This window comes from Coleofasciculus sp., assembly GCF_046565525.1.
Taxonomy (GTDB): Bacteria; Cyanobacteriota; Cyanobacteriia; order Cyanobacteriales; family Coleofasciculaceae; genus Coleofasciculus.
This window is the reverse complement of sequence record NZ_JBKHUP010000134.1, coordinates 1-18,316: the sequence shown is the minus strand read 5'-3', so window position 1 is coordinate 18,316 and position 18,316 is coordinate 1. Positions and strand designations below refer to the sequence as shown.

19 protein-coding genes are annotated in these 18,316 nt (G+C 44.8%); 5 read left to right on the top strand and 14 right to left on the bottom strand.

Annotated elements, in window-relative coordinates:
- Positions 1–189: hypothetical protein (locus ACLGGO_RS31165; protein WP_446422210.1), on the bottom strand; the 189-nt coding region annotated here is incomplete at its 3' end.
- A gap of 407 nt (positions 190–596) precedes the next feature.
- On the opposite strand from ACLGGO_RS31165, the gene ACLGGO_RS31160 reads away from it, so the two are divergent.
- The 4 genes from ACLGGO_RS31160 to ACLGGO_RS31145 are packed head-to-tail and all read left to right on the top strand — an operon-like array spanning position 597 to position 8,116.
- A complete protein-coding gene (locus tag ACLGGO_RS31160; RefSeq protein WP_446422209.1) occupies positions 597–2,546 on the top strand; it encodes a dynamin family protein in 1,950 nt (649 codons plus the stop codon).
- An 18-nt stretch (positions 2,547–2,564) separates the two neighbouring features.
- The gene (locus ACLGGO_RS31155; RefSeq protein WP_446422208.1) at positions 2,565–3,638 is read left to right on the top strand and encodes a hypothetical protein; all 1,074 of its coding nucleotides are present in this window, start codon (positions 2,565–2,567) and stop codon (positions 3,636–3,638) included.
- Between the two features lie 26 nt (positions 3,639–3,664).
- Positions 3,665–6,097, top strand: a complete 2,433-nt coding sequence (locus ACLGGO_RS31150; RefSeq protein WP_446422207.1) for a dynamin family protein — start codon at positions 3,665–3,667, stop codon at positions 6,095–6,097.
- Positions 6,098–6,121: 24 nt separating this feature from the next.
- On the top strand, positions 6,122–8,116 hold the full coding sequence (locus tag ACLGGO_RS31145; protein ID WP_446422206.1) for a dynamin family protein: 1,995 nt from the start codon (positions 6,122–6,124) through the stop codon (positions 8,114–8,116).
- 70 nt (positions 8,117–8,186) lie between these two features.
- Here ACLGGO_RS31145 and ACLGGO_RS31140 read toward each other — a convergent pair whose 3' ends face one another.
- The 13 genes from ACLGGO_RS31140 to ACLGGO_RS31080 form a co-directional block, all read right to left on the bottom strand.
- The gene (locus ACLGGO_RS31140) at positions 8,187–8,978 is read right to left on the bottom strand and encodes a GUN4 domain-containing protein (protein ID WP_446422205.1); all 792 of its coding nucleotides are present in this window, start codon (positions 8,976–8,978) and stop codon (positions 8,187–8,189) included.
- Between the two features lie 195 nt (positions 8,979–9,173).
- Positions 9,174–10,277 carry an effector-associated domain EAD1-containing protein gene (locus tag ACLGGO_RS31135; protein WP_446422204.1) on the bottom strand — a complete coding sequence of 368 codons (1,104 nt, stop codon included), beginning with the start codon at positions 10,275–10,277 and terminating at the stop codon, positions 9,174–9,176.
- A gap of 80 nt (positions 10,278–10,357) precedes the next feature.
- Positions 10,358–11,200 carry a ThiF family adenylyltransferase gene (locus ACLGGO_RS31130; RefSeq protein ID WP_446422203.1) on the bottom strand — a complete coding sequence of 281 codons (843 nt, stop codon included), beginning with the start codon at positions 11,198–11,200 and terminating at the stop codon, positions 10,358–10,360.
- Complete coding sequence (locus ACLGGO_RS31125; RefSeq protein WP_446422202.1) at positions 11,200–11,808, bottom strand: Mov34/MPN/PAD-1 family protein; 609 nt, start codon at positions 11,806–11,808, stop codon at positions 11,200–11,202. Before ACLGGO_RS31125 ends, ACLGGO_RS31130 begins: the two co-directional genes overlap by 1 nt.
- The gene (locus tag ACLGGO_RS31120) at positions 11,805–12,554 is read right to left on the bottom strand and encodes a hypothetical protein (RefSeq protein ID WP_446422201.1); all 750 of its coding nucleotides are present in this window, start codon (positions 12,552–12,554) and stop codon (positions 11,805–11,807) included. The genes ACLGGO_RS31125 and ACLGGO_RS31120 overlap by 4 nt, the downstream gene beginning before the upstream one ends.
- Positions 12,551–13,315 (bottom strand): hypothetical protein, encoded by a 765-nt coding sequence (locus ACLGGO_RS31115; RefSeq protein ID WP_446422200.1) that lies wholly within the window; start codon positions 13,313–13,315, stop codon positions 12,551–12,553. The genes ACLGGO_RS31120 and ACLGGO_RS31115 overlap by 4 nt, the downstream gene beginning before the upstream one ends.
- Positions 13,316–13,324: 9 nt before the next feature.
- Entirely contained in the window at positions 13,325–13,759 is a 435-nt protein-coding gene (locus tag ACLGGO_RS31110) for a hypothetical protein (protein WP_446422199.1), read from the bottom strand.
- 13 nt (positions 13,760–13,772) lie between these two features.
- Positions 13,773–14,285, bottom strand: a complete 513-nt coding sequence (locus tag ACLGGO_RS31105) for a hypothetical protein (RefSeq protein ID WP_446422198.1) — start codon at positions 14,283–14,285, stop codon at positions 13,773–13,775.
- Positions 14,269–14,712, bottom strand: a complete 444-nt coding sequence (locus ACLGGO_RS31100; RefSeq protein WP_446422197.1) for a hypothetical protein — start codon at positions 14,710–14,712, stop codon at positions 14,269–14,271. Before ACLGGO_RS31100 ends, ACLGGO_RS31105 begins: the two co-directional genes overlap by 17 nt.
- Positions 14,709–14,936, bottom strand: a complete 228-nt coding sequence (locus tag ACLGGO_RS31095) for a PriCT-2 domain-containing protein (protein ID WP_446422196.1) — start codon at positions 14,934–14,936, stop codon at positions 14,709–14,711. The genes ACLGGO_RS31100 and ACLGGO_RS31095 overlap by 4 nt, the downstream gene beginning before the upstream one ends.
- A complete protein-coding gene (locus tag ACLGGO_RS31090) occupies positions 14,924–15,586 on the bottom strand; it encodes a bifunctional DNA primase/polymerase (protein WP_446422195.1) in 663 nt (220 codons plus the stop codon). The genes ACLGGO_RS31095 and ACLGGO_RS31090 overlap by 13 nt, the downstream gene beginning before the upstream one ends.
- 61 nt (positions 15,587–15,647) lie before the next feature.
- Positions 15,648–16,253, bottom strand: a complete 606-nt coding sequence (locus ACLGGO_RS31085) for a DUF6166 domain-containing protein (RefSeq protein WP_446422194.1) — start codon at positions 16,251–16,253, stop codon at positions 15,648–15,650.
- Between the two features lie 43 nt (positions 16,254–16,296).
- On the bottom strand, positions 16,297–16,452 hold the full coding sequence (locus ACLGGO_RS31080; RefSeq protein ID WP_446422193.1) for a hypothetical protein: 156 nt from the start codon (positions 16,450–16,452) through the stop codon (positions 16,297–16,299).
- A gap of 269 nt (positions 16,453–16,721) precedes the next feature.
- Here ACLGGO_RS31080 and iscB point away from each other — a divergent pair, with 269 nt between their 5' ends.
- Complete coding sequence (gene iscB, locus ACLGGO_RS31075; RefSeq protein WP_446422192.1) at positions 16,722–18,005, top strand: RNA-guided endonuclease IscB; 1,284 nt, start codon at positions 16,722–16,724, stop codon at positions 18,003–18,005.
- Positions 18,006–18,316: the final 311 nt, after the last annotated feature.

Below are 18,316 nucleotides of genomic sequence, written 5' to 3'. Positions count from 1 at the left end.
TATCGCGGCAATAATGCCACCGTTTCGCAATGCGTCCCAGCTTTTTGCCCAGAAGTAGTTGTGCAGGTTGCTGACAATTGGGTTGTATTTGGGGTCAAAGGGGGCGGTAGTTCCGAAGGGAAAGTTGGAGATAATTAAGTCGCGTTTGAGATGGGGATTGTACCCAGTAGGCTTTTTACCGATAATCACTCAAACCCTTACGGGATAAGCTTTAACGCTGGGTATCGTACATCTGTACCGGGGGAACTTCAGCTTAGGGATTTATCCTGGCTGGTGTAAGATATGAGCAACGGAATACTTTCAGTTTCTAGAAGATTGGATGATTAAAAGTGATCACTCACTGCATAAGCTCACCTGGCTCAGAGATACCAACACCTTAGACAGGCAATCATGAGGCTAGCACAATGAATAACATGTCAGAATACGAGGAAAAATACTCGATTAACTCCTTTCCCAAGCCTACATCAACTCATTCCACTTAGAAATGGACTCCATCCCTAGTTCTGCTCTCATCCTCACGAAGAGGGAAGCAGAGTCATTGTATGTTTTTTCCATACTGCACTGTCACTCTCGCTCTTGTAAAGAGGAACTCTGTCATGACTCAGCCGAATTTACTGGTGTCCCTCGAACAACTAGAAGCATTAACAGGGTGTGATGAGCATTTGCAGTTTGCGATAGAGGTTATTGCTCACTCCGATATTTCTGAATCGATACGTGCTGAATTGCACCAACAGATTGACCGCATTCAGCAGCGGCGACAAGACCCCTACCTTTACTTAGCCATAGTTGGGGAATTTTCTAGTGGCAAGAGTACCTTGATTAACGCTCTGCTACGGGACGATTTGCTCAAAACATCAGCTCTGGTTGCCACCACTGCCGCTACTCGACTACGGCATGGTAATGATCTCATAGTAGAAACCTCTTTCAAAGGTTCGCGACCAGGAATACTTAAGACCAAGAAGAATGCCAAACAAATCACTGTCCCCTGGCTAGCGGGAGTTGATGGTATTGATACTAGACATTTTATTCATGTGGTCACCTCTCAAGATGAAGTAGCCAAAGAAGTTGCATCTCTGACCATCTACCATCCAGCTAGCTTCTTGGCTAACAACATTGTGATTATTGATACACCGGGGACTAATGCGACTAACCCCAAACATGGAGCCATTACCCGCAGAATCATCGAAAGTGAAGCAGATGCAGCAGTTGTAGTTATCCCAGCTACCACACCACTCTCACAGACTCTGGTCAATTTTCTCGCCGATTCACTACACCCCTTTTTGCATCGGTGCATTTTTGTTGTTACTAAAATGGATCAAATTCGCAAACGAGAACAGAAGGTTATAATCGAAAATATTGAAAATCGGCTCAAAAATGCTTTGGGCATCAAGAAAGCCGTTATCTTTGCTGCCGCGCCTCAAATTATCATTGATGACCTCACAGGAGAAGAAGATATCCCTGAACATTTATTACTCTGGCAAGACAGGTTCAGTGAGTTAGAAACCTTACTACAGCAGAGGCTTCGCCGTGAAAGAATTCTAAGCATTGCCGAAAATGTACTGCGCTTGTTGACCAGACTCTTGGAACAATTGGAAGGTTATTTGCTTGTGCAGTGGGAGCAGTATGAAACTTGTCAAGCTACCATTAAAAGTGAAACGATTCAAGACCTTAATTCGTTTGCAATTGAGCAACATCGAGTCTGCCGCCGAATGATTGAGAAGGCTATTTCTAAAACGGCTGCAAAAATCAGCGTCTGCATCGCCGAACATCAAGAAAAAACTCGCTCGAATATCCATAACGCGATTTCGGATGTTAATAATTTGGGCGAACTGGACAGTGTTGTCCAAACTAAAGCTGAAGCTCTTTTAAAAGAAGGTCAGCAGTGTCTCCAAAATGACCTGCAAGGGGAGTTCGAGAAACTCTCACAAGCGGCACAAAAAGCGGAGCTTTACTTTGACGGCAAATTTTTCGAGGCATATCGTCGGCTTCAAGCTCTTGGCAAGAACTGGAGGATAACCATAGACTCAAGGAGTAGTAGCGTAAAACTTAATACATCCGATGTTTTTACATCAATGCAATCATGCCAAAGTGAACTAGACGAGAAGGATGGTAAAACTGTCATGAAAGGTGGGGCAACAGGTGCAGTAATTGGTAGCCTGATTTTGCCCGGTGTTGGTACTGTCGTGGGAGGAGTTGTTGGCTTTTTCCTGTCTGGTTTTTTTATGCCTTCCCTTGATGAACGCAAGCAAAAGATCTGGGAGCAACTATACCCTAACCTTGATACTTACTTTGACGTTGTCAGGAAACAAGCTCAAGAAGCTATGCAGATCTACGCACGAAAAGCAATGGTTGCACTAGACCAGCAAATTGATCAGTACATAAAACAGTATAAAGCGGTTGTTGATGTAATGTTGGAGGAACAAAGAGAGGAATTACAGCGGTTGCATCAGTTACAAGCTTCAACTAAAAGCAATCTCTCAGAGATAGAGCGACGCAAAAAAGCTTTGTCTGCACAACAGCAAAGATTAGCAGAAATTACTGTATGAGAAATGTAGAGAGGCAGTATGTTCGACGACATCTTTTCAACCATCAATAATGAGTCTGGCTGGGATGAGACTATGGCTATAGATGAATTGGCTACAGAGGGAACACTCCCACCAGAGATGGAACTGTCAGAGTTAGAAAGTAACTGGAGTGAAAGTTTAGATACCGATGCTGCTAATGAATTAGCAACAGATACAGCTAACCAGTCAGAGAACAAGAGTGATGAGGATGTAAGTCTTAACACCGAGGTGACTGATGAATCCGCAACCACAATAACCCACCAGCAAGATATGGAATCGCCAGAGGTTGAGAGTGAACTGAGCGTAGGTCAAGAGACCGAGTTAACGAATCAATCTGCATCTGACTCTTGGCAAGAACCTGCCTCTAAGCTGCCAGTTGAACATCTGTCAAATCCTGAGAGTGCTACCTCAGACAGGGAATCTCCAGAACTGTGGATGAGTGATGAGCTTTTGAATAAGCTACAGGAACTTGACTCTATGGAATGGTATCACCATCGCACGAATTGGACTCCGGATGAACCCTTCAACGGTGTAGGTGAGCCACATCTAGATGCTCAATTTTGGCAGCCACAAACTGATGCGGCTTCCTGCGCTGTAGTTACCCAACTTGAAGTCTGCGAATCGCTCAAGGGAGTTAAATTGCCGAAAGATGCAACCTGCGAGTTCGCTGAAGCTAATGGCTGGTATGACCCTAGCACAGGTACGCAACAGGACGCTCTAGGTAAAGTCTTAGAAGCATATGGGGTGGAGACAGAGCAGACTTATGACGCGACTTTGGTTGATATTGCTGATGCCTTAGAGCGAGGTGACAAAGTGATTGTTGCTCTTGATGGCAATGAAATTTGGAACCCCCTAAGGGATGCATCAACAGGTATGCCGATTGAACAAGTGGACGCTGGTCACGCAGTCTGGGTTACCGGCATTCACCAGAGTCAAGATGGATCAATAAAAATCCTCCTCAATGACAGTCTCACAACCGACGGTCGAATGAAGGTTGTCGATGCCTTAGATTTTCTCAATGCTTGGCGTGATTTTGGCAACCATCTGGTCATAGCACAAGCCCCTATGAAGTGAATAATCCTGTAGCAGGAGCATCAGAAATGACGATTGATAGAGATTTACTAAGCCAACTTTCGGTTCGATCACTTTCAGAACCTATGGGAGTTGAAGCTTTAATCCGTGGCATTCATCGTAGCCCTGGTTTACGAGAGTGGGTCACATTGGAATCAGTAGCGCTAGCGCCAGTACCAGTGAAGCGTGGGAAGCGTTGGCGAATTCTCACTTTATTGGCAGTTCCTATACAGCTTGAGAATAGGTCAGCAGGGTTAAATCCTCCTTGGGGAGCGATAGAATGGGTTTGGCCAGAGCAAGTAGTGGCTCAAACAATTAACTTGCTTTGGTATGAAGAAACAGCGGCATTGCGACAATCTGGAGTCATTACTGCTAGTCCGGCTGATACTAGGGTCACATTGGGGATACCAGAGCAGACTCGTCGTGAAAATGCTCTATTCCTAGTACTCGATCAGTTTCTCTCATCAAATCCCAACCAGCAAGCTCATCTTTCTAGTCTAGCTCCACACTATGCCGGACTTCTGCCAGAGGCAGTCTATCCCTATTACTGGGCTTTGATTCCTACCAGTAAACAATGGTTGCGCCCTGATGTGTCAGCTTTTGTATTGGCTTCTCCTCAGTCGAGTAGTGAGTCATCGACACAAAACCAGAAAGCAGAGGTTTCAGTCCCTGCTAAATTAGTAGCGGAAGAACCATCTTTCCAGGAGTCCATCACCCCACTTCTGGAATTAACACCTCCCACTGATTTAACTAAACAGGTAGAGTCTTGGCTCCACCAAGGTCTGATGCTAGCGGAAGCCCGAGAACTGCAAGAGGTTGTTACTGATCTTCAAGCTTTGGATAGTCGGCTACGTTTGCCTGGTTTCCGACTGGCGTTCGTTGGCGAATTCAGTCGTGGTAAAAGCACTTTGATTAACCGTCTGTTGGAGCAGCCACTCCTGCCAGTTGGCAACTTGCCTACAACTGCTACTCTCATCTCAATTGTGCCGGGGTTAGAAGACAGTATGGAAGTGCGTTTTCCTCAAAGGCTCCCGGAGGTGCGACCCCTACAGGAAGACTCATGGCAGGACTTGCTGGTTCCTGAGGCAACAGCTAAAAATCAAGATGTATTGGCACAAGTGCGGCTGACTTTGAATCACCCTTGGTTACAAAAGATTGATGTTGAGTTGATTGACACACCAGGAGCTGGAGACCTTACCAGCCGTCGTGCAGCTCAAGTATTTAGTTTGCTCAGTCAGTGTGACGCAGCGGTAATGTTGGTCAGTGGCACTCTGCCTCTTAGTCTGACGGAAGTGGCTTTTCTAGAGCAAGAGGTGATTGGGCGTAATGTGCCTCGTGTTCTAGTTGTTGTTTCTAAACTCGACACTATTTCTGAGGAAGAAAGAATCAGTGTCCTTGCAGATATTCGCGAACGGGTTGCCCGAATCTCGGCCAAAATTCCTGTTTTGCCCTTGCATCCAATTGATCGGGCGAGATCGGAGGCACGGGCATTGGAAGCTGTACAAACTCAAATTGAAATGATGGTGGTTAAAGGAGAGCGCAGGGTTTGGCGTAGCCGACAAGTAGCTGGTCAACTGGTGCAGTGTCTTAAGCAATTGATAGAAATTGGAAAAGCAAAGATTGCTATTGCTCAAATGGGTATTGCCGAAAAAGAGAAGGCTTCACAGCAGGCACAAGCAGCAATGCAGGAGGCTCAATTGGGTTGGGAGCAAATTCGGCTAAACCTAGAGCAGCGACGTCTACAGTGCTACAAAAACCTACAATCAAGAATTGTCAGTGCTAAAACAGATTTATTGGAGCTTCTCACCTTTGAACTAAAAAAGACACCCAATCCAAAAACTTGGTGGGAGCAAGACTTTCCTTTCCGTCTTCGGCGAGAATTAGTTGTTCTTAGTCGAAAACTAGAAAATTTACTGATGAAAGTGCTTGCTCAAGATATAGAGTGGCTTCAAGAGGAGGTATCAAGAACTTTTCCTACTCAAAGCTATCGAACCACTGTTGATGCTTCAGCGACCCAAGAAATTTTGCCTAGTTTTCGAGATTTATCCCTGGCCGATGTACGACAGTATCGATTATTGACAAGAATTGGTAGCAGTGCTGCAATGATTGGCAGCTATGTTCTCGGTGGACCTATTGGCATCGTTACCAGTACTGTAGTCTGGATTTTAGGAGAACAAATCATTAATAAAGAAGTTGAGGAACAAAGGAATTTGTTAACTCAAGAACTGCGATGTGTTATTGACAAAGCTATTGATGAATACTGTCGAGGCATTGGCGAATCTCTGCGCCAGTTATATAACCAAATTTCTGAAGAGACCAAACAAGAGCAAATAGTGTGGCAGCAGTCCAAAACTCTGGCAATTCAAACTAACGGAGTTCATCAGGATGAACAAGTGTGGGAGCAGATGATTAACGATACTTTTAACCTGAAAACTGAGATTATCCAAGCCCTGAAAAAATAAGTTGATTTAGATGAGGACACTCCAATGAATAGTTCAGTTAACCAGCAGCAATACGAATATTTTCAGGAAAAGCGCAAAATCCTTGAATTTTTAATAGAGAAGCAATTAGTGCTTTTCAGTTCTCTCAACATGACGGGCTGGGAGGATACACTTCATTCGTTACAAGAACGAGTTCTTGCTGATAATTTTAAGGTGCTAATACTGGGAGAATTTAAACGCGGTAAAAGTACCTTTATTAATGCTCTACTTGGAGATGAAATTTTGCCAGCTTATGCTAAACCTTGCACGGCAATTATTAACGAAGTTAAATGGGGAGAATCTCCAAGAGCTTTACTTCACTATGAGCAGTCTAAAGATGGTTCACAGCTTCCGCCTAAACCCGTTTCTATAAAAGAAATTGAGCAGTATGTCGTGATTCAAGACGGTCTGAATGAAAAAGAAGCTATTCATAGTAATCCTTATGAAAAAATTGAGCTATTTTGGCCTCTAGTTCTCTGTCGAAATGGGGTAGAAATTATTGACTCTCCAGGTCTTAATGAAAATGAGATTCGTCAAAAAATTACGACGGATTATTTGTCTAGAGTTGATGCCATCCTTTTTGTTCTTTCCTGTGAAGCCCTAGCCTCGTCGTCTGAACTGAATTTTATTGACAATACCTTAAGAAGTACAGGACATGAGGACATCTTTTTCATTTGCAATCGGTTCAATATGATTCGGCGCAAGGAACGAGAAAGTATCAAAGACTATGCGTTTGCTAAGTTAGCACCACGTACCCAACGGGGTTCTGATAAAGTGTTTTTCATTGATTCTCTTGATGCTCTAGAAGGACGTCTTGATGGTGATGAACAACGAGTTGCAAACTCAGGTATATCCCAAGTCGAGGGCGAACTAGCCAATTTTTTAACTACCGAAAAAGGAAGGGTAAAGCTACTACGACCAGCAATGGAACTGAGAGGAGGAATTCGCGAGGCACGGCGACTAATTCCTGAACGAGAAGCTTTACTAAGAACAGATCTCAATACTCTTGAAAGGCGGTATGCGGAAGCTCAGGAACCACTAAGACAACTAGAAATTCAACGGCAGCAAATTGTTACCCGAATCTCTAATTTTCTGGAAGACACAAAGCTCTCTGTGAAAGACCAAGCTTTAGGTTTCTATCGTGAACTGACTGACCAAAAAATTTCCGATTGGGCTAATAACTATACTATTCAACAGCCAGTGGAGTTTTTCAAACTAGAGTTCATGACCAAGCAGATAGAAAGGGTAGTTACGGAAGTAACAGAATATCTTTCTGCTCAAATTGAAGGGGAATTAGCAAATTGGCAACGCTCAGAGCTACAACCCTTAATCGCTCGCCGTCTGGAAAGTCTCAAGGCTGAACTTGATGCTAAGGCACAGGAGTTTATTCGTAAACTGGACGACTTGCGCTTACAGGTTACCGGAACTTCTGTCTCGACTAAAGCCGTTGATCCAGAAAAGAAGGTTTCTGCTATCGAGCGACTGCTGGCTGCCGCTGGTGGGTTCATTGTTGGTGGTTTAGGATCAGCTGCCCTCGGAGCTGTCTTTGGCTATGAGGAGATGCTCAAAAGTATTTTGCCACAGATAGCAATTGGTATTGCAACTATTGTACTAGTTGGTTTTAATCCTTGGGTACTCATTCCGGCGATGATGGCGGGCGGTGTGATTCAAGGGGTGTTCAAGATGAAATCAACTAACGACAAAATTAAAAAAGTAGTTGTTCAAGAATATGTAAATCAAATCCGCCAATCAAGTTACCAAAAAGCTGATGAGATTGCTAATGCAGTTATTGCCCAGCTCAATGAATTCAAGCAGGCTGTAGATCGGGGACTCGGTAAGGAAATCCAAAGTGTTCGAGATCAAGTGGAATCAGTCTTTACCGAAAAGCAAAAAGGACAAGCAAATGTAGATCAAAAATTGCGGCAGTTGCAGTTAATATCTCAGGAACTGAATTTGGTGGAGAGTCAGCTAGATGAACTGATTAATAGCTTGATTATGTAGTGCTATTGCAATGAGATTGGGGGGAGAATGAGGAGCTATCAATGAATGGCTAACTGGTAGCTCATGATCCCTAAAGGTTGCAACTGTCAACGCGAGAGAAAAGGGTTATCAGCCAACAACCTACTATGAGGTTGCCCCTAGAATGAAATCGACGCCAAAGGGGAATTGAAGACCCACAAGGAAGATGCCCTGCCGGAGCAGAATGGTTGAATGTGAGGTCAGGGTAGAACAACCATCTGGTTTCATTATCGTCTCCTTTCAAGCGCCATCCAACACGCTCACCAAAGAGGCAATAGGTTTCCCAGTTGGAGTCTGGGGTTCCCCCTACACTTTCCCAAATACACTTCTGTACACTAAAACCAAAGTGTCCTTTGGAGTATTTTACCCAAAGCTGGTCGATGGTACGCAGGTCTTGACATGGGAATTTATTGATGGATTCTAGGTCAAGCCAACCTTTCTTTCCTCGACTGGCAGCCTTGAGCATAACTCTTTCTGTTTCTTGGTCAGCTTCTTTCCACATCTTCGCTTCTAGCCAGCCACGCAGTCTAGTGTAATCTATCTCCCGCTCAGAACACAGCTTAACTTCAGACTCAATCCGTACCAATCGCTCGGCAAAATTTTTTAAATCCAGGTTGCCAGGTTTTGCTTCACAGGCTTTTTCGATCAGTTCTGATACTCTCTCTTTAGATTCTGCCCAAGCTATTAACTGAAAGATTATCTCAGATAAATTACCATTGCTGGCGATAGTATGTAAATTTTCGTCTAACTTAAAACAAACCATCCGCTCCAATTCAGAAGGCGTGTGGAAAGCGCTCTCAAGGGCTTTTTGTAACTCTTCGTATTGTTTACCACTTAGTTTCATAGCTTGTTGTTTGACGTTTCCTCCGCTCTCACTCGTCGTGTCCTAAAAGGAAGCAACATTGTGGCTCGCCTTACCCCAGACGTATATACAGCACTTTCTAACACGGTGTAGTACAGTAACGAGTCAGACAGCGCGGTTCTACTCTTGGAAAGGCTGTATCACATCGAGTCTGAAAACACTATATAAGTACTTAGTTTACAGTTTCTGTTCGCCTAAGAAGTTCCTAACACCTCGCTTTTCCAGGAGCGCTAAAATCGCCTTGAAGGGGGTTCCTGCATTATAGGTGGGGTTTGAAAAATCAGGATCACCACTATGATGTAGCGCAACTAATTCCCAATTGCTATTAAAGCAGGGTGATCCCGACGAACCTCGTAGCGTATTAGTCTTGTAGGTAACGGTTGTACCATTCTCGTTGAGTCCGATAACTGCATCCGTATCAATCCCAAGTTTCAGCGGCTCCGCTTTCGGATGCTGTACGATGAACAGTGGAGTGCCAATAAGGAAATCATGTGCTTCAGTAGGTGTCTCAATCCACCCGCGCTGGGGGGCTTCTGGTTCAGCTTTTCTCCCAATTGGCTCATAGCCAGGGGAACCATCTATCTTGAGCAGCGCATAATCTAGTTCGTCAGGTTGTGGTATCCGATCCTCTGCAACGTATGAGCTTTTATCAATTAACCAGTCTCGTCCTGACAAACGGTACTCGATGCCATGATTGAGGGTTGTGCCATCAGCCAACCTTTTGTAGTCAAAGCGTAAAGTTACATCACTGGGCATAGCTCGTACCCCCCTGCTAGTTGTAAGCCCTTGTTCACCCAGGATGACTGCTTCCACTACATGGTAATTGGTCATAACCACACTTGGTCCTAGCAGAAAGCCTGTCCCAAAAATTGTGCCTAGGTTTGAAGCAATTTCGATACGGCATACTTGTGCCTCAATTTTTCCCAATCGTTCGCGCCATGCATTAATGTCCAAGAAACTGTTTGTTGCTCTGATGATTTTTTCAAGTTCTGGGCGAGACGGCGTAATGGGAGCTAGACCAAATTGCTGGGCAAAGGCAAGTAAATCCGGATTACCTGGGTTCGACTCGCGAGCGGCAGTGATGAGTTGAGCTATCCATCCTTCAGCCTCAGCCGTACCTATCAATTTGAAGACAATCTCTTGTAAGTCATCTCCGAGAGCAATTGCATTAAGATTCTTGTCCAGTCTGAACCTTACCATCTGGGCTAGCCTTGCTTGAGAAACAAAGGCATTGAGAAGAATATGAGTTAATAGTTGATACTGTTGACCAGTTAGTTTCATGGCAACCTCTTTGTGAAAAACTTACCTGGGCATCCCAAAAGTGTAATTATTTTATGTTACATCATGAAAAGCCAAATGTATTAGATTTTTTGAAAAAAATTGACCAGCGTATTAGGCGAACTGTACACAGAACGGCTGCTACCAACTTCCCCATGAAAATAGGTAGCAAAACGCTTCAGTCCCCTGGTAAGAGTTAGTTGTGCCAATATCTCTATCGCTTCAGCGGCAACTCGTTGATTAATGAACAGAGCTTGTTGATTTAACCTAGCCATCTCCGCACAAGATAAACGACTTGATTGCAGAGCTTCTTTTTCAGGCGTTAATAATGTCGGCGCTACTACACTAGGAGACGGTAGGTTGACACAAAAATTTGGTGTATCGGGGTGATTAAAAGCATTTTGAAGCGTCAGAGAATGGGTAGAACCCAATAGCACTTGACCCGCTGGTATCCCATTACCCTGATTACCGCAATCCAGCCACCAAATATTAGGAACTTGATAGTTTAGATTAATCTCCAAGGTTTTGGCAATTTCCGTTCGTGCCGCCGCATTGTCCACCGCTCCAATAACAACAGTCACTTTCCCCCATTCTGGCTTAACCATTTCCGCTTCAAACGAAGAAGCAATTGCCCGAATTTCCAGTCCATAAGCCAGACTGTACCGTCGAGCCAACACTTGAGCTTTATTGAATCCCATCTCAGCTTGGACAAAGTTTTGCCGGGGTATATTTTTAGACTCAACATTATCCGCGTCAACAAAAGTAGCAAAAGCCCTCTTTCCCCCTTGGTTAAGGGCGAGAATTAAACGAGCGAGGCTGGGAGAGAGAAACCCGCCCGTTCCGCCACATCCGACGAGGATAAATTGTACATACCGATAATCTCCTACCATGACAGGTAAAGCTTGGCTGTATTCTGAATCTATCATTATTGTTTCTCAGTCGTTCTATCCAAAATTAGCTGAGGCATTTGAAATATCCAATGAGCTGGGATATGCCAAAAGTCACCATATAACCCAACTCGCAGCCGAAACGTCGGCTGGGAAAAGAGAGTCCCCAAGACTCCAAAAATCCGAAATCCCGTCTCATCAGCGTCGTCTGTAGAGGAGAAATCAGCACTTAGAGTCGGGTGAGAGTGAACCTCAATCAAGGTATTGTGGTAAGATGCTCCGAGTACAGGTTGAACCGAGGTCGGAGTAGCCGTTTGAGTTGGGATATCCAGTTGCCATTGTCCATTGAACCCGTGCAGATAAAACAGAATTTCATTCGGATAGGCTTCTTGAGAGCGCACGAGCATTTCTGTGAATAATTGTTCAGGTACTTTGGGGTAATCTAGATGCAAGTAGGGTTGAATCGGCGCAAGTCCCACGATTGAACATTCAGCAATGGGAATCATTATTTCTAAGCCAACTCGCTTGCCTCTTTTAAAGACTCCATTACCAGCTATCACGTACTCAACCATCTGAGCCTGGATAGGCGGTAATGTGTCCGATTGGGCAGTCAGATATTGCACCAAAGGTGGTATGGTATTATTCATAAAAGGATTTGGTTGATGACTTCCTCGACCGTGCCAGCCTGAGGAGTGTCGCATTCTAGAGCAGACCGATAAGAGCGGTATGGGATCAAGTCGCGGAGTGGGTAGCGTTTCTTCCCCGCATCCTGTAGGGTAATAAGGTGCGATCGCACGTCATCGGGATAAGCTTTTGATTTCCCACTGGCACTATCGCCATTAAAGGGACTAGAGAGAAAAAGCTGCCAAACGTGGTCAAGGGTAGCTGAAGCAGCATTGGGAACAGAGTTAGAACCAAAGCAAATCGCCCCTGAAGGGGAAACATTCGGTAAAGGAACATGGAAAACTTCGGCGAGACTGTCGAAGTGGCGAGACTTCACCGCCCAAAGATAATAACGACTTCCCTTCCCCATGAAAATTAAACCGGGTAACGGAATATCCAGTCTGAGAGGTTTGTCAGCCAGAATGCAGCAGATTAGGTAACGGTTAGGAGGGATAAACTTAACCAGCCAATCCCCCTCAGAACCACTCCCCCAGCGGACAACACCAGGGGGGAGAAATCCTGAATCCACCGATAGATGAGTGAAAGCAAATCGAACAGCTTCCGGGGAAATGAGTTTGGTGATGGTTGCTTCTCCCTCTTGGTAGCGAACGATATATTGCCCATCTAAAATCAGCAATTGACAGAGAGATTGATGGTTGATTTCCTTGTGAATCAGAGAATTGGCAATAATCGAAGGGTCAATCGAGGGAAGGGGCGGGAGTAGTGTCATGATATTTTAGCTTGATTCCAGAGGTCAATGAGCGGCAAATATCGAGTCTTATCTGCCGCAATCCAGCGTCTAAGTTGGCTTTCCTTATCCCATAACTGCAACGCCAGTTTCCACTGTTCGGTCAAACCATCTAAAATTTGCCTTGACCAGGCAAAATATTCCATACATTCCCAACACGAATCAATCCAAATACAATTGGTCGAATGGTCTACAATACTCAGGGCGTCGTACAAATAGCCTAAGGGTTTAGGAGCATATTGACAGAGAATTTCCAACCGATCAAAATCCAGTTGTTCGACGGGAAGGACAAAATCTAGGGTTATCCCCAACCGCTCTTGCCATAACGAAACCGGAAATTCCTGACCCAAAAGATAGATAAGGAACTGGTGAAATTCATCAAACTCATCAATTCCCCGTTGATACCAATCCAAATCATGGGGATAAACCGTAATATACGACATTCGCTCCTCCAGCGCCTCACCCCATTCCCACTCAAGTCCGATGGGAAAGAGTCGTTCTTCAACTAGGCGAAGGAATTCCATTTCTTTGGGACTGTGAGAGCATTCCCAACCCTCAGAATCCGGTTCGATACTTGCTGTTGATTGAGTCCACTCAGCCGGAAAATACTCCCGATACAGCGACAATAGAATAACTTGTTGCGAAAGCCTTTGTAAATAATCTATCCCCTCTGCAAACGAGAGGGGTATAGAGAGTAAATCAAGGAAGTCTAAGGCTTCAGCGTAGGTAAAAATCGGAGTCATTTGTACCAATCAAAAGCCAAGCAGTGGAGTTTGAGCAGGAATGGGTGAAGCCGATTTGAGAGCAGAGGTAGCCCGCCTTGTTTCCGTAGAGGCTTTCTCCCCGACGTGAGTGACATCTTGGAGGGTTGGCTGAAGCGGAATCAGCGTTTCAAGGGTTAATCCGCCTTGAATCTCTAGTGCTTTAAGTTGTACCGCCAATAGAATCACTGGATTAATATATTCAGGAGCATTCTGCCAAATTTGCCAGGGAGTCTGGGTATTGCCTTTTGTCCCAGGTCGTTTGACAATTTCAATTAGGGTTTCGCCCTCGTTTTCGGTGCGTTTAAAGTCAGCATTGGCAATATCTGGATAGAAGGGAAGCAGGGTATCAGTGATGGCTTGGTCTGTAGCAGCTTGTTCAGGAGTCAGGATAATTTCCTGACCTTCGAGGAGGATTTTGGGCATGACTAAAATGAGGTTAGAAAAGCGTTAATTGGTGTTGTTCAGTCGGAGAGGAATCAGTTTGAGACAAAGGTTTGGCAGGAGGCAAATTGCAGGTAGATGCTGGGGTTGAGAGTTCTCTTTGAACGGTTAGTTGTTGCAGCCGCTTCTTTCTCTCAACTGCTGCAGCTGCCCTTTCTGGCATTTGGGACTCTAACTCCTCCAGCATCTGTTGAATAACTGGAGGCAGGTTGAGGGAAGAGAGTGTAGTTGTGGTCAATAGGGGCGGGTCATTCTTGATTCCCACGCCAATTGATACGGTTCGGTTTTGGTTATCTTCAGAACTGGGGAGAATCTCTAGATGAACAATGATTCGGGTTTTATGGAAGTTATAGCCGTCCAAATCGGTGGTAGGGACACCACTTGTGCTATCATCTTTCCCCGATGGCAAATGGGAGTCCCTATCGCTATCTGAAGCAGAAGTATTGATTGTTTGGGGCTGTTCTTGAGGTACTGGGGTTGGCATAAGGCTTTCAAATTCGGAATTCATCTAGGCGCGAATTCATCTGCTCAAAACAAACAGGAGGTGGTAGTACAGGAGAACCAATGCCTTGCACGATAAAATCTCCCTGTTCGCCACCGAACCAAATCAAGGTAATGACCGTTTGAGTCGGGTCGTAGTTAGCCACTCTTTTTGCGGTTTCAGCATCGGGCCAAGAGCCATTCATCAAAGTTTGAAACCCTTCATCTTGCTCACCCAAGTAAAATCCAGGTGTAGTTCCTAATAGCCATCTTTGTCGCGGACTAACTCCGGAGTCTTGAGAATAGATGGCGCGGGTAGAATCAATTAGTACAACTCCGCGTCCGGTCTCTAAATACCCCTGCCAGCCAAGGGCGGCAATAAGCTGGTAGTTGATTTTAAGGAATTCCAGGCGAATGGAGTCGTTATCAAGGTCGAAATTTCGGTCTGGTTTCATGAATTTCTAGCATAATAATGTAAGGTTTTGTCAGTAATCCCTTGCCCGTTAAAGGTTCCCCACTTGTAAGCACATTCCCCCGGCTTGTATTTGGGAGATAGCTGACTCCACTCATCCCAAGCTGGGAGTAAGTTTGGGCTGATGTATTTCAGGCTCATCCCGATAAAAATCCAAGTCTCGTACTGGTCAGCAAACCGGGGATGAATCACTTCTAAAAGGAGCAAAGCCGTGTTAATATCCGTGTTGAGTGTCGTGCAATTAGCCCTCTGAGTCCGGTTTTTTTAAAATGGCTATGGCGGGGCATTTTCAAAAGTTCTGATAGGCGAACAGGGTTTGTCATTCTGTCAATCGCCCACTGGGGCGCGTGCGCCACCTCAGCTTGGTCGGGTCGGCAATGGGGAAGCCACTTGTAAGAGCCGGTCAGGGGATGAGGAGAGGGAGGTAGAACAGATTGCAATCCAGTACCCCGCAGTTCCAGAGCTTCCCCTGGTGCTGTAGAGATTTTACAGGATTTGAGTTGGTGGTTGATGCCGGGAAGAGAAAACAGGTACTGAGCGCGTCTTGGTCTTCCAGAGGTGAAAGCGACAGTTTTGGGAAGTCCTCTCCCTCTAGATAACTCCTGAATCTTAGCATGAGCGCTTTCTCCATCGACATCCACAGCCAGCAGGAATTCTGGCTCGGTTTGTCCGCACAACAAGCCAATACCTTGGGGGGTTACTGGGTAGAACCCCCGATGTTTATTTAGAACTTGCACTGCTCCAGTTTGGGTGAGTAATTTTGCCATTTGCGAAGGAGAGAATGGATGGAGTTGCCACTGATATCCCAAGGGTTGTTTGTTGCCATTGGTAGGAATAATGAGCCAATGTTCTGGCAAGATAGATAAGGTTGAAATAAGGGGGTTCATTTAGCGCAAAGGTAGAAGGGTATAGACGAACTTAAAACCTTTTTGGACTATAACCTTGTTGTTCAATCCAATCAACAATGTCTTGATTGGAAATTTGTCCACCTTCCCTAGGCATTATTGCAATAAACTCAGCACAAAATGCTCGTTTTAAGTCAGCAGCAGCGCGAGAACTATAACCTCGGTACATTTTGATTGCATCCTCACCGTTCGCCGGCAAAAATTGATTGAGAATATCCAGGGCAAAATCATTAGGACCAGAACCACCGTAACCCCATTCGTGACCGTCAGGACTGCCGGAAATACAGGTTCTAGGAACGTTGCTTAAGGCAGAAGGACCCAAGTTACTGGCATGACAGCGCATGGCAATTACGTCTCCCTTGAACTCCCCAGCCAGCATCCATCTCCCGTGGTAAAGACCATAGTCGTAGTCTTCTGGATGGTTTTTCATGAACCCAGCGGCTTCAACTAAATTTAATTGAAGGGCAAATGATAATGCCTGTTGTGCCGTATGTTCGGGATAGTTTAATGTACCTGTTTGATAGCAAAACTGCCACATTATTTGTAGTTGTTGATAAACCTGAAATGTTACTGGAGTTTGGTAGAGTCCCAGGTCTTGAAGTGCTTTTTTGTCTCTCATTGGCTCGGTCATAACTATAATAAAGGGGGTTGCCCCCTCCTTTTCAGGCAGACTTTGGCGTGTGACGCTTTAACTCAGCATGGAACCAGTTATCGATTTGATTGGGTTGGGTGAAATCGAGAGTTTCTTCTCCCGGTTCTGTGTAAATGACTCGGTCGTATCCCTTAAGTTCTGTGCCATCTTTGTCGTAGAATGTCATGAACCCACTGCTTAAAAGCAGAGGCTTGTGTGACTTTATTCTTGCTACGCTCGAATAACTTCTACAAGTCTACATGACCAGACTAGGACTCTTGAAGTCTCCGTTCAGAAGAAGTGTTAAAGTTCCTACCCAAAAATGCATGAACCAGTTTTTGGCTCTAGAACTTCAGCATTAAACAGGTGTACAAGGGTTAAACCAGTGTGCTGAAGAAAGTACCGATTCTGAACATTGTCGAGGTTCACTTTACCCCGTAAGGGAGATTAAAACTCATGTTTGTATTTGTCTTAAACGACGACAAAAAACCATTAAACCCAACTCATCCCGCTAGAGCCAGAAAGCTGCTCAAAGCAGGTAAGGCTGCTGTTTTTAAAAGGTATCCATTCACAATCGTTTTGAAGGATGAAGTTAAAGAACGGAACAATCAACCTTTAAGAATTAAGATTGACCCGGGTGCAAAAACCACTGGAATAGCAATCTTGAGAAACGATGTCGTTTTGTGGGCAGCAGAACTAACTCACAGAGGATTTCAGATTCGAGAGGCTTTAACTTCCAGAAGGCAACTAAGACGTTCTCGCAGAAATCGTAAAACTCGCTATCGTCAACCTCGGTTCAACAATCGTAAACGTAACGATGGGTGGTTGCCACCGTCTTTGATTAGTCGAGTTGATAATATCTTGACTTGGGTTAAACGCCTGTTGCGGCTGTCTCCAATTACAGCTATTTCAACAGAACTGGTACGATTTGACACTCAATTAATGCAGAATCCTGAAATTTCAGGTATTGAGTACCAACAAGGTGTACTTGCTGGATACGAACTAAGGGAGTATATGCTCGAAAAATGGCATCGTAAATGCGCTTACTGTGGTGTTACCGATACTCGACTAGAGATTGATCATATAATTCCTCGATCAAAAAGTGGTTCTAACCGTGTGTCTAACTTGACCTTAAGTTGCACAAAATGCAACCAAAAGAAAGGGAATAAACCTATTGAGCAGTTCTTAAAAAAGAAGCCCGACTTGCTCAAGTCAATCCTTGCTCAAGCCAAGAAGCCGTTAGCCGATACTGCTGCTGTTAATGCTACTCGATGGAAACTGTTCAACTCTCTTAAAGAGTTGGGTTTACCTGTAGAAACGGGAACAGGCGGTAGGACTAAATACAATCGTTGCAGATCAGGCTTACCTAAAACTCATTGGTTAGACGCCTCTAATGTAGGTGCATCAACTCCAGAGAACCTAAAAATCCTGGTATCAAAACCCTTGATTATCAAGGCAACAGGACATGGTAATCGTCAAATGTGTGGCTCGAACGCTTTTGGTTTTCCGATTCGTCATCGGTCGAACATCAAGAAGCATTTTGGTTTTCAGACTGGCGATATTCTTCAAGCCGTTGTCACTAAAGGCAAGAAGATCGGCTCTTATGTTGGGAGAGTCTTATGCCGAGCAACAGGAAGCTTTGATATTATAACCCCTACAGGTCGAGTGGCGGGTATCTCTCACAAATACTGTTCATTTATTCATAGAAGCGATGGCTATGGCTATCAATGCGGAAATTGAGCCAGTCAGCCGCTTGTTCTAATTCCCAAATATTCATGGGTAGAATCCTGTTCTGAAGGGTCGAATTCTGGGGCGCGTCAGCGCTTCCTATCTTGTTCAGAGATTTATGGGCTACTGATTAGCCAGAGTTCTGGTGTTGGGGGAATCTGGCTTTTGGCACTGGTGAAATCTTCATCGCTCCAAGGAGGTGTAGATTTGACGAGTCTGAGCAGAGGTTCCCAGTTTAAGGAGTTGGGTAAGCTGTTCGGCATTTAAATAGGGTATAATTAAAATAGGAAATCCGAAGAACAAAAAAAATATGCCAGCCAAAG

Excerpts from the sequence above, each read along its gene's own strand:
- ACLGGO_RS31155 (WP_446422208.1), top strand. The coding sequence starts at position 2,565 with ATGTTCGACGACATCTTTTCAACCATCAATAATGAGTCTGGCTGGGAT.
- iscB (WP_446422192.1), top strand. The coding sequence starts at position 16,722 with ATGTTTGTATTTGTCTTAAACGACGACAAAAAACCATTAAACCCAACT.
- ACLGGO_RS31140 (WP_446422205.1), bottom strand. The coding sequence starts at position 8,978 with ATGAAACTAAGTGGTAAACAATACGAAGAGTTACAAAAAGCCCTTGAG.
- ACLGGO_RS31145 (WP_446422206.1), top strand. The coding sequence starts at position 6,122 with ATGAATAGTTCAGTTAACCAGCAGCAATACGAATATTTTCAGGAAAAG.
- ACLGGO_RS31105 (WP_446422198.1), bottom strand. The coding sequence starts at position 14,285 with ATGAATTCCGAATTTGAAAGCCTTATGCCAACCCCAGTACCTCAAGAA.
- ACLGGO_RS31115 (WP_446422200.1), bottom strand. The coding sequence starts at position 13,315 with ATGACTCCGATTTTTACCTACGCTGAAGCCTTAGACTTCCTTGATTTA.
- ACLGGO_RS31160 (WP_446422209.1), top strand. The coding sequence starts at position 597 with ATGACTCAGCCGAATTTACTGGTGTCCCTCGAACAACTAGAAGCATTA.
- ACLGGO_RS31085 (WP_446422194.1), bottom strand. The coding sequence starts at position 16,253 with ATGAGAGACAAAAAAGCACTTCAAGACCTGGGACTCTACCAAACTCCA.
- ACLGGO_RS31130 (WP_446422203.1), bottom strand. The coding sequence starts at position 11,200 with ATGATAGATTCAGAATACAGCCAAGCTTTACCTGTCATGGTAGGAGAT.
- ACLGGO_RS31100 (WP_446422197.1), bottom strand. The coding sequence starts at position 14,712 with ATGAAACCAGACCGAAATTTCGACCTTGATAACGACTCCATTCGCCTG.
- ACLGGO_RS31110 (WP_446422199.1), bottom strand. The coding sequence starts at position 13,759 with ATGCCCAAAATCCTCCTCGAAGGTCAGGAAATTATCCTGACTCCTGAA.
- ACLGGO_RS31120 (WP_446422201.1), bottom strand. The coding sequence starts at position 12,554 with ATGACACTACTCCCGCCCCTTCCCTCGATTGACCCTTCGATTATTGCC.
- ACLGGO_RS31135 (WP_446422204.1), bottom strand. The coding sequence starts at position 10,277 with ATGAAACTAACTGGTCAACAGTATCAACTATTAACTCATATTCTTCTC.
- ACLGGO_RS31150 (WP_446422207.1), top strand. The coding sequence starts at position 3,665 with ATGACGATTGATAGAGATTTACTAAGCCAACTTTCGGTTCGATCACTT.
- ACLGGO_RS31080 (WP_446422193.1), bottom strand. The coding sequence starts at position 16,452 with ATGACATTCTACGACAAAGATGGCACAGAACTTAAGGGATACGACCGA.
- ACLGGO_RS31125 (WP_446422202.1), bottom strand. The coding sequence starts at position 11,808 with ATGAATAATACCATACCACCTTTGGTGCAATATCTGACTGCCCAATCG.